Below are 9483 nucleotides of genomic sequence, written 5' to 3'. Positions count from 1 at the left end.
GGAAAGGATAACCGCTGAAAGCATCTAAGCGGGAAGCCTGCTTCGAGATGAGGGCTCCCTCCTCCTTGAGAGGGTAAGGCTCCCAGTAGACGACTGGGTTGATAGGCCAGATATGGAAGCACTGTAAGGTGTGGAGTTGACTGGTACTAATAGGCCGAGGGCTTGTCCTCAGTTGCTCGCGTCCACTGTGTGGTTCCCGGGTTGCGAACAGTCGCAGCATCGGTGCACCAAATTGATATCCCGCTTTTGCGGGATGGAAATTAAACTTCTCTAATTGAAGAGTGTGCTTGTTCGCTAGAACCCGAATGGGTTTCGGTGGTTATAGCGTTAGGGAAACGCCCGGTCACATTTCGAACCCGGAAGCTAAGCCTTTCAGCGCCGATGGTACTGCAGGGGGGACCCTGTGGGAGAGTAGGACGCCGCCGAACAATTTTCTAAGGACCCTTGGTCCCAGCGTTCAGCTGGGACCAAGGGTCCTTTTGCTTTGCCGGAGCGCGCCGAACGGATCGGTGCGTGAGAATGAATGCAGTACCGAAGACAGGAGTCACGTCGATGTCCACCAACTCTTCCGACGATCGCTCGGAGCGCCGGCCGAGGCGCGACGGCGACGACCGTGGTGGTTTCCGGCGGGATGACCGGGGACCGCGGCGCGACAGCCGCGACACCCGGGACAGCCGCGGCGGTGACCGCGGCGGTGACCGTGGTGGGTTCCGTCGGGATGACCGGCGTGATGATCGTGGCGGCGACCGGGGCGGTTTCCGGCGTGACGACCGTGGTGGCGACCGCGGTGGGTTCCGGCGTGACGACCGTCGGGACGACCGCGGTGGTGACCGTGGTGGCTTCCGCCGTGACGATCGTGGCGGTGAGCGCGGGGGCGACCGTGGTGGGTTCCGTCGGGATGACCGGCGTGATGATCGCGGTGGCGACCGCGGTGGGTTCCGGCGTGACGATCGCGGTGGTGAGCGCGGGGGCGATCGCGGTGGTTTCCGTCGGGATGACCGCGGTGGTGAGCGTGGTGGTTTCCGTCGTGACGATCGCGGTGGTGAGCGCGGGGGCGACCGTGGTGGGTTCCGGCGTGACGACCGTCCGGGAGGGCCGCGTCGGGACGACGAGCGTGGTGGCTTCCGGCGTGAGGAGCGGCGGGACGACCGGGGTGGCTTCCGGCGGGATGACCGGGACGACCGCGGTGGGTTCCGGCGTGACGACCGGCGTGATGATCGCGGCGGTGACCGTGGTGGCTTCCGTCGTGACGATCGTGGCGGTGAGCGCGGGGGCGATCGCGGTGGTTTCCGTCGGGATGACCGGCGTGATGATCGCGGTGGCGACCGTGGTGGCTTCCGTCGTGACGACCGTGGCGGTGAGCGCGGCGGTGACCGCGGTGGGTTCCGTCGTGACGATCGTGGCGGTGAGCGCGGGGGCGATCGCGGTGGTTTCCGTCGGGATGATCGCGGTGGTGAGCGTGGGGGCGACCGTGGTGGTTTCCGGCGTGACGACCGTCCGCGGGGGCCGCGGCGGGATGACGAGCGCGGTGGGTTCCGTAGGGACGATGACCGTGGGGGGTTCCGGCGGGATGACCGGGGGCCGCGGCGGGACGACCGCGGTGGGTTCCGGCGGGATGACGAGCGTCGGCCTTACGGCGGTGGCCGGGGGCGGGATGACCGTCGGGACGACCGGCGGGACCGGGACCGGGAGCCGATCAAGCGGCTGCCGATTCCGGAGGACGTGACCGGCGACGAGATCGACAAGTCGGTGCGGCAGGAGCTTCAGAGCCTGCCGAAGACGCTGGCCGAGGACGTCGCCAAGAACCTGGTGATGGTCGCGCGGCTGCTCGACGAGGACCCGGAGCAGGCGTACGGCTACGCGCAGGTGGCGCTGCGGCTGGCGTCCCGGGTCGCGGCGGTGCGCGAGGCCGCCGGCTTCGCGGCGTACGGGGCCGGGAAGTACGCCGAGGCGCTGAAGGAGTTCCGGGCGTCGCGGCGGATGACCGGCAGTGCCGAGCTGTGGCCCGTCATGGCGGACTGCGAGCGCGGGCTCGGGCGGCCGGAGAAGGCGCTGGCGATGGCCGGCGAGCCCGAGGTCGGGAGGCTGGACCGGGCCGGTCAGGTCGAGATGCGCCTGGTCGCGGCCGGGGCCCGGCGGGACATGGGGCAGGCCGATGCCGCGGTCGTCACCCTGCAGAGCCCCGAGCTGGCGTCGAGCGCGGTGCACCCGTGGACGGCCCGGTTGCGGTACGCGTACGCGGACGCGCTGCTGGAGGTCGGGCGCGAGAGCGACGCGCGGGACTGGTTCGCCCGGGCGCTGGAGGCCGACCAGGCCGGTACCACCGACGCCTCGGACCGGCTGGCCGAGCTGGACGGGGTGCAGTTCACCGACGCCCTGGACGAGGACGAGGACGAGGACGAGGCTGAGGTCGCGGAGGCGTCTGTGGACGGGACCGCGCGGACTGAGGACTCCGGCAAGGGAGCCGAGAAGGCCGAGTAGCGGTACGGAGCACTGAGAAGAGGGGCGGGCCCGGTGGGCCCGCCCCTCTTCTCGTTGTGGGGGTGGTGGTGCGGATCAGGGGGCGTAGGGGGCGTAGGGGGCGATGGGGTTGCGGAGGGTGCCGATGAGCTGGAGGGCGCCGGCCGGGTCCTGGAGGTCGACCATCTGCTCGTTGTTGCGCAGCTGGAGCCGGTTGAGGCAGGAGAGGGCGAACTCGGGGACGAAGATGTCGTACTCGGCGAACTTGTCGGCGAGGTGGGGGTGGGCCGCCTGGTAGTCGCCGATGGTGGCGGCGACGGTGCGCCAGAACGTGTCCTCGTCGAGGACGCCCAGGTCGGCGAGGGTGGCGCTGAGGAAGCGGAAGAAGCAGTCGAAGACGTCGGTGAAGACGGAGAGCAGCTTCTTGTCCTCGGGGACGTCGGCGCGGATGCGTTCGACGGCGGGCGGCAGGACGGCGTCGGCGGACATCACGGCGATCTCCTCGGCGATGTCCTTGAAGATCACGCGGGCCACCGCGCCGTCCTCGACGACCAGGATGGCGTTCTCGCCGTGCGGCATGAAGACCAGGTCGTAGGAGTAGAAGGCGTGCAGGACCGGGGTGAGGTAGCCGTCGAGGTAGCGGCGGAGCCAGGCTTCGGGGGCCAGGCCGGATTCCGCTATGAGGGCGGCGGCGAAGGAGTTGCCGTCGCGGTCGACGTGGAGGAGGGAGGCCATGGTGGCCAGCCGCTGGCCCGGCGCCAGGGTGGGGACCGGGCTCTCCCGCCAGAGGGCGGCGAGCATCTTGCGGTACGGGGAGCCCTTCTCGGTGGCGGCCTCGTACTGGCGGTGGTGGTAGCCGACGGCGGCGCGCTCGCGGATGATCGAGAAGCGGGCGGCGCGGAAGGTGTCGTCGGCGTCGATCAGGCGGGCCAGCCAGTCGTTGATGGCCGGCGTGGCCTCCATGTAGGAGGCGGAGAGGCCGCGCATGAAGCCCATGTTGAGGACCGAGAGGGCGGTCTTGACGTAGTGCTTCTCGGGGCTGGTGGTGTTGAAGAAGGTGCGGATGGACTGCTGGGCGAGGTACTGCTCGTCGCCGGGGCCCAGGCAGACCAGGCGGCGCTGGGCGACCTCGGCGGCGAAGGTGACGGAGAGCTTGTTCCACCACTGCCAGGGGTGGGTGGGGAAGAAGTAGTAGGCGTCCGGGTCGAGGCCGAGGTCGGTGAGGGTGGCGGCGAAGCGGGCCCGGGTCGCGGCGGGCAGCTCGGCCTCGATCAGGGTGGCGTAGTCGAGGTCGGCGCCGGCGGTGAAGGTGCTGTGGTCGCGGTGGGCGGCCAGCCAGATCAGCGTCAGCGGGGCGGCGGCCTCGGGGGCGTAGGCGTGGTACTCGTGGATGCCGAAGCCGAGGCGGCCGTTGTTGGCGACGAAGCAGGGGTGGCCCTCGGTCATGCCGGTCTCGACGGCCTGGAAGCCGGCGGTGGCGAGTTCCGCTGCGGTCGCGGCCTTGCCGGCGAGCTTGTAGGCGGTGCCGGAGAGGGTGGAGCTGATCTCCTCCAGGTAGACCGGGAGGACGGCCGGGGACAGCCCGAGCGAGGTGTGGAACTCGGTGATGAAGTCCAGTGCGTCCAGGGGGAGTTCGGCGTCGCCGCGGTGGCGGGTGATGCTCTCCGGGTCGATCTGCCAGTGGTCCAGGGCGTGTCTGCGGGCGGTGAAGCGGTAGGTGGTGGCCGCGTCGTCGCTGCGGACGGCGTAGCGGTCGGCGTCGGCCAGTGGCTCGGGCGTCAGCAGCCGTTCGTGGGTGAACTCGGCGAGGGCCTTGCGGACCAGGGCACGGTTGGCGCGCGCCCACAGCTCGGGGGTGAGGTGCGCGACCGCGTCCTGGGCGGCCTGGTGCGGGGCGACCGGGGTCTCGGGGGTGGCGGCGGACATCAGCGGTCTCCTCGGGTGGCCAGGAACTGGTCGCGGGTGCAGGTGCTGAGGTAGGCGTCCTTGGAGGGGAGCGAGACGGTCCGGACGACCTCGAAGCCGACGGCCTTGTTGAGGGCGTGGACGGCGGTGTTGCGGGTGTCGGGCTCGACGACCACGCGCTGGACGGCCGGGTCGGCGAAGAGGCTCTCCATGACGGTGGTGATGACGGCGTGCGTGAAGCCGTGCACGGGGGCGTCCGTCGGGGCGGTCAGGAAGTGCATGCCGATGTCGCCGGGCCGGGCGACGTGGATGCCGACCAGTTCGCGGTGGGCGGGGTCGTAGCGCTCCATGAGGAAGGCCGGTGCGCCGTTGTGCAGGCCGAGGAGGGCGTGGTGGTGCGGGTCGGCGTCGATCCGGGCGAACTCCTTCTCGACGGCGGGCAGGTCGCAGTCCTGCATCAGCCAGAAGACGGCCTTGGGGTGGGTGACCCAGGAGTGCAGGACCGGGGCGTCGGCGGCGGGGTCGACGGGCCGCAGGGCGAACTCCCCCAGGGCGGGGTCGGTGCGGGTGAAGGCGGGGGTGTTCATGCGGATATCTCCATCGGGTCGTGCGGGCCGGCCGGGGCGGCGAACTCCTGGAAGGCGATGGCCTTCTCGACCGGGTAGTACTCGCGGCCGAGCAGCTCGCGGATGATGCTGGAGTTGCGGTAGGCGGCCATGCCGAGGTCGGGGGTGACGAAGCCGTGGGTGTGCAGTTCGGCGTTCTGCACGTAGATGCCCTGGCCGGCGGTGTCGATGCTGTAGTTGCGGGCGACGTCGTAGCGGCCGGCGGCGTCCCAGGCGATGCGGTCGCGGACCGGGTCCAGGAAGGTGGGGACGCGGTAGCGGTAGCCGGTGGCGAGGACGAGGCCCTGGGTGGTGAGGGTGAAGTCCCGGCCCTGCTCCTCCTGGCGCATGCCGAGGGTGTAGGTGCGGGTGGCCTCGTCGTAACGGGCGTCCTGGAGCGCCGAGTTGGTCAGGAGGCGGGTGCGGACCGGGCCGGCCAGGCGCTTCTGGTAGAGCAGGTCGAAGATGTCGTTGATCAGCTCCGAGTCGATGCCCTTGTAGAGGTGCTTCTGGGTGGCGTTGAGGCGGTCGCGGGTGGCCGCGGGGAGGGCGTGGAAGTAGTCCACGTACTCCGGGGAGGTCATCTCCAGGGTGAGCTTGGTGTATTCGAGCGGGAAGAAGCGGGGGGAGCGGGTGGCCCAGGTCAGGTGGTAGTCGTGGGCGTCGAGGTCCTGGAGGAGGTCGTAGTAGATCTCCGCGGCGCTCTGGCCGCTGCCGACGATGGTGATGCTGTCCTTGGCCTGGAGGGCGGGCTTGGCGTCCAGGTAGCCGGCGTTGTGCAGCGCGTCGCCGCCCAGGTCGCGGCAGGCGTCGGGCAGGTGCGCCGGGGTGCCGGTGCCCAGGACGATCTTGCGGGCCCGGAAGGTGTGCCGTTCGCCCTGGTGGTCGGCGTGCACGAGGTAGAGCTCGGCGCGCTCGTCGTACTCGACGGAGGTGACCGTGTGGGAGAAGCGGACGGTGTCGAGCTTCCCGACGGCCCAGCGGCAGTAGTCGTTGAACTCGGCGCGCAGCGGATAGAAGTTCTCGCGGATGTAGAAGGAGTACATCCGGCCCGATTCCTTGAGGTAGTTCAGGAAGGAGAAGGGCGAGGTGGGGTCGGCGAGGGTGACCAGGTCGGCCATGAACGGCACCTGGAGGTGGCTGCTCTCCAGCATCATGCCGGGGTGCCAGTCGAAGCCCGGGCGGTCGTCGAGGAAGAGGCCGTTGAGCTCGTCGATGGGGGCGGTCAGGCACGCCAGGCCGAGGTTGAACGGGCCGAGCCCGATGGCGAGGAAGTCGTAAGGGGCGTCGTGGGGGACGGTCACGGGTCTCTCTTCCGGAGATGGTCGGTCGGTGGGAGGTCAGCGGGCGCTGAGGGCCGGTGCGGGCCGGCCGGCCGCGGGCTGCTCGGCCAGGTAGCGGCCGGCGTGCTCGGCGATCAGGTCGAGGACGATCGCGATGTCGTCGAGCGTGGTCTCCGGGTTGAGCAGGGTGAACTTGAGGTAGTGCCGGCCGTCCACCTTGGTGCCGGCGACGATCGCGTCGCCGGAGGCGAAGAGGGCTTCCCGGGCGTGCAGATTGACCCGGTCGGTCAGCTCGGGGTCCTGGGTGCCGCCGGGGAGGTAGCGGAAGACCAGGGTGCTCAGCTGGGGCTGGACGACGACCTCGAAGCGCGGGTCGTCGTGCAGGAGCTTCCAGCCGTCGGCGGCCCGGTCGATGACCTCGTCGAAGAGTTCGCCGATGCCCTGGGCGCCCATGGTGCGCAGCGTCAGCCAGAGTTTGAGGGCGTCGAAGCGGCGGGTGGTCTGGAGCGACTTGTCGACCTGGTTGGGGATCCGCTGCTCGACCATCCGGCGCGGGTTGAGGTAGTCCGCGTGGTAGGTGACGTGCCGCAGCGTGGCGCGGTCGCGGACCAGGACGGCGCTGGAACTGACCGGCTGGAAGAAGGACTTGTGGTAGTCCACGGTCACCGAGTCGGCGCGTTCGATGCCGGTGAGGAGGTCGCGGCGGCGGGAGACGAGCAGGCCGCAGCCGTAGGCGGCGTCCACGTGCATCCAGGCGTCGTGGCGGGCGGCCAGGTCGGCGATCTCCGGGAGCGGGTCGATGGAGCCGAAGTCGGTGGTGCCGGCGGTGGCGACGACCGCCATGGGTATCAGGCCGTCGCGCCGGCAGCGCTCCAGTTCGGCGGCGAGGGCGTCGGTGCGCATCCGCTTGGTGTCGTCGGCGGGGACGGCGATCACGGCCTCCGCGCCCAGGCCGAGCAGGGTGGCGGACTTGCGGATGCTGAAGTGGCTGCACGCGGAGGTGAGGATGCGGAGCCGGGGGAGCAGGTCGATGAGCCGGGTGTCCTCGGGGGAGCCGGTGCGCGCCAGTTCGCGGCGGCAGGTCTCGTCCCGGGCGAGCAGCATGGCCTGGAGGTTGGACTGGCTGCCGCCGCTGGTGAAGATGCCGTCGGCGGCCGGGCCGAGGCCGATCCGTTCGGCGGTCCAGTAGACCAGGCGCCGTTCGATGAGGGTGCCGCCGGCGCTCTGGTCCCAGGTGTCGAGGGAGGAGTTGACGGCGGACAGCACCGCTTCGCCGACCAGCGCGGGGATCACCACGGGGCAGTTGAGGTGGGCGAGGTAGCGCGGGTGGTGGAAGTAGATCGCGTCCCGCAGGTAGACCTGCTCCAGTTCGTCCAGGGCGGCGGCCGGGTCGTGGAGCGGGGTGTCGAGGTCCACGGCGGCCACGGTGGGCGCCAGTTCGTCGACCGAGACGCCGGTGAAGGGGCGGTCGGTGGTGGCGATCCGTGCGCTGATCCGTGCGACGCCCTCGGTGACGGCGGCGCGGTAGTGGTCGGCGGTGTGGTTGTTGAGGAGATGGGTACGGCTGTCGGCCGGGTCCTCGGCGGGGTGCGCGAGGCGACTCATGAAGGGGCCCTCCCTGGAGCGGGGTCAACTGCGTCCTGTGCAGGGTGCGGAGGTGTGCACAGGGGCAGGGGAACCCGCCCGGCGACGCAGTGAGGTAAGCCTAACCTAACTGTGCCGGCAGGTGGGGGCGGGGTCCCCGGTCCGGCCGGACCGGGGGGATTCCCGCGCCGCGAGGGCGGTGGGGCGGCTCAGCTCCCTTCGTCGTCGAGCGTGCGCAGCACCAGGCCGGTGGCCGGTTTGGGGCCGAACGAGGTGGACTTGCGGGGCATCGTCACGCCCTGCTCGGCGAGTTGACGCACCGTCTCCTCGGAGGTGGCGCGCATCAGGACGGCCGAGCCGCCGTGCCGGGCGGCCTGCGCCACCGCGGCCTCGGTGTGGTGCAGGTAGCCGATGTCCGACGGGTGGTCGGGGATCCGCCAGACCTCGTCCAACAGGACCGAGTGCAGCACCGTCGCGTCCAAGTGGCGCCACGCCTCGGGCCGGTCGGAGCGGACGGCGCGCTCCAGCAGGTCGGGGTCGGGCCGGTCCAGGAGGTGGAAGGAGTCGGGGCCGCCGGAGAGCACGAAGGCGTTGCCGGGGGCTTGCGCCAGGGCCTCCAGGGCGCTGGGGAGGTCGCCGGGCAGCCGGCGGGCCCGGAAGGCGCCGGCCACCTCCGCCAGCGCCTTGGCCGGCGGCAGGTGCGGCAGCACCCGGTGGATCGCCCGGACCTGGAGCGGATGGCGGGCGGTGTCCACCAGCAGCACCAGCCCGGAGGCCCAGGGTGAGTCGGGGCCGGCGTCCGGCCGTTGCGCGTGGAGCCGTTGGTACGTCGCCCAGCGGTGGTGGCCGTCGGCGATCAGCGCCTGACGCACGGCCAGGTCGGCGTCGACCGCGGCCAGCTCCGCGGGGTCGGTGACCGCCCACAGGCGGTGCGCGAAGCCGTCCTCGGTGGTGGTGGCGAGCAGCGGGGTGCGCCGGACGGTGCGCTCGATGACGCCGGTCGCGCCGTTCGCGGTGCCCGGTCCGCGGAACGACAGCAGCAGCGGCTCGAAGTTGGCGGCGGCGGCGCCCATCAGGGCGGCGCGGTCCTCGACCACCTCCGGGATGACGTCCTCGTGCGGCAGTACCGGGCCGTCCAGTCGGAGCGCGCCGATCAGACCGCGCTGCAGGACGTCGCCGCCGCGCTGCTCGTAGACGTAGAGCGCCGGTTCCGGGTCCGGGGTGAGGATGCCCTCCGCGCGCCAGCGGCGCAGGGTGTCGGCGGCCTGGCGGTGCCGGGTGGCCGGGTCCGCGGCCTGCGGCAGGATCAACCGCACGATGTTGTACGGATCGGAGGTCTCCAGGGCGCGGACCCCGTCCGGCCGCACCACGACGTCGTAGGGCGGGGAGGTGACCGCGGTGAGGCTGCTGACCCGGTCCGGGGCGTAGCGCAGGCCGCGGAACGGGAGGAGGCGGAGGCCGTCGGTACTGGTCATTGAAGAATGCTATGCCGGGAACGGGTGCGGGATGATCGGGGGAGCGGCCGTGAATCGGCCGGAAATTTCGGTGGCCGCGCGGCGGCGGACGGACCGGTCCGACAAGGGGGCGGGCGGGCCCGTACCGGCGCGCGGACGGCCTTCCGTACGGCACGCAGCAACGAGGAGCAG

The 9483-nt window shown here is 71.2% G+C and carries 7 protein-coding genes and 2 rRNA genes; 4 read left to right on the top strand and 5 right to left on the bottom strand.

All coding sequences use genetic code 11. From position 1 onward, the window contains the following. The 4 genes from ABD385_RS21415 to ABD385_RS21400 all read left to right on the top strand — a co-directional run. Positions 1–170, top strand: a 23S ribosomal RNA gene (locus ABD385_RS21415); the annotation flags it as partial. A gap of 141 nt (positions 171–311) precedes the next feature. Next, positions 312–428, top strand: a 5S ribosomal RNA gene (gene rrf / locus ABD385_RS21410). A 254-nt stretch (positions 429–682) separates the two neighbouring features. Further along, positions 683–1726 carry a hypothetical protein gene (locus ABD385_RS21405; RefSeq protein ID WP_344578537.1) on the top strand — a complete coding sequence of 348 codons (1044 nt, stop codon included), beginning with the start codon at positions 683–685 and terminating at the stop codon, positions 1724–1726. Further along, positions 1705–2481 carry a hypothetical protein gene (locus tag ABD385_RS21400; RefSeq protein WP_344578534.1) on the top strand — a complete coding sequence of 259 codons (777 nt, stop codon included), beginning with the start codon at positions 1705–1707 and terminating at the stop codon, positions 2479–2481. The genes ABD385_RS21405 and ABD385_RS21400 overlap by 22 nt, the downstream gene beginning before the upstream one ends. A 75-nt stretch (positions 2482–2556) precedes the next feature. On the opposite strand, the gene ABD385_RS21395 is transcribed toward ABD385_RS21400, so the two are convergent. The 5 genes from ABD385_RS21395 to ABD385_RS21375 all read right to left on the bottom strand — a co-directional run bounded on the left by ABD385_RS21395 (position 2557) and on the right by ABD385_RS21375 (position 9312). Continuing rightward, positions 2557–4386, bottom strand: coding sequence for an IucA/IucC family protein (locus ABD385_RS21395; RefSeq protein WP_344578508.1), 1830 nt, complete (start codon positions 4384–4386; stop codon positions 2557–2559). Further along, a complete protein-coding gene (locus ABD385_RS21390) occupies positions 4386–4952 on the bottom strand; it encodes a GNAT family N-acetyltransferase (protein WP_344578507.1) in 567 nt (188 codons plus the stop codon). Before ABD385_RS21390 ends, ABD385_RS21395 begins: the two co-directional genes overlap by 1 nt. Further along, a complete protein-coding gene (locus tag ABD385_RS21385; RefSeq protein ID WP_344578506.1) occupies positions 4949–6274 on the bottom strand; it encodes a lysine N(6)-hydroxylase/L-ornithine N(5)-oxygenase family protein in 1326 nt (441 codons plus the stop codon). Before ABD385_RS21385 ends, ABD385_RS21390 begins: the two co-directional genes overlap by 4 nt. Positions 6275–6310: 36 nt before the next feature. After that, a complete protein-coding gene (locus tag ABD385_RS21380; protein ID WP_344578505.1) occupies positions 6311–7858 on the bottom strand; it encodes a pyridoxal phosphate-dependent decarboxylase family protein in 1548 nt (515 codons plus the stop codon). A 188-nt stretch (positions 7859–8046) separates the two neighbouring features. Further along, complete coding sequence (locus ABD385_RS21375) at positions 8047–9312, bottom strand: DUF1015 family protein (RefSeq protein ID WP_344578503.1); 1266 nt, start codon at positions 9310–9312, stop codon at positions 8047–8049. Positions 9313–9483: the final 171 nt, after the last annotated feature.

This window comes from Streptomyces lunalinharesii, from assembly GCF_039532155.1.
GTDB lineage: Bacteria > Actinomycetota > Actinomycetes > Streptomycetales > Streptomycetaceae > Streptomyces > Streptomyces lunalinharesii.
Note: the sequence above shows the minus strand (reverse complement) of the source record. Positions and strands in the feature narration are given on the sequence as shown.

Coding starts and splice junctions, on each gene's coding strand:
- ABD385_RS21395 (WP_344578508.1), bottom strand. CDS start 4,386: ATGTCCGCCGCCACCCCCGAGACCCCGGTCGCCCCGCACCAGGCCGCC.
- ABD385_RS21390 (WP_344578507.1), bottom strand. CDS start 4,952: ATGAACACCCCCGCCTTCACCCGCACCGACCCCGCCCTGGGGGAGTTC.
- ABD385_RS21380 (WP_344578505.1), bottom strand. CDS start 7,858: ATGAGTCGCCTCGCGCACCCCGCCGAGGACCCGGCCGACAGCCGTACC.
- ABD385_RS21375 (WP_344578503.1), bottom strand. CDS start 9,312: ATGACCAGTACCGACGGCCTCCGCCTCCTCCCGTTCCGCGGCCTGCGC.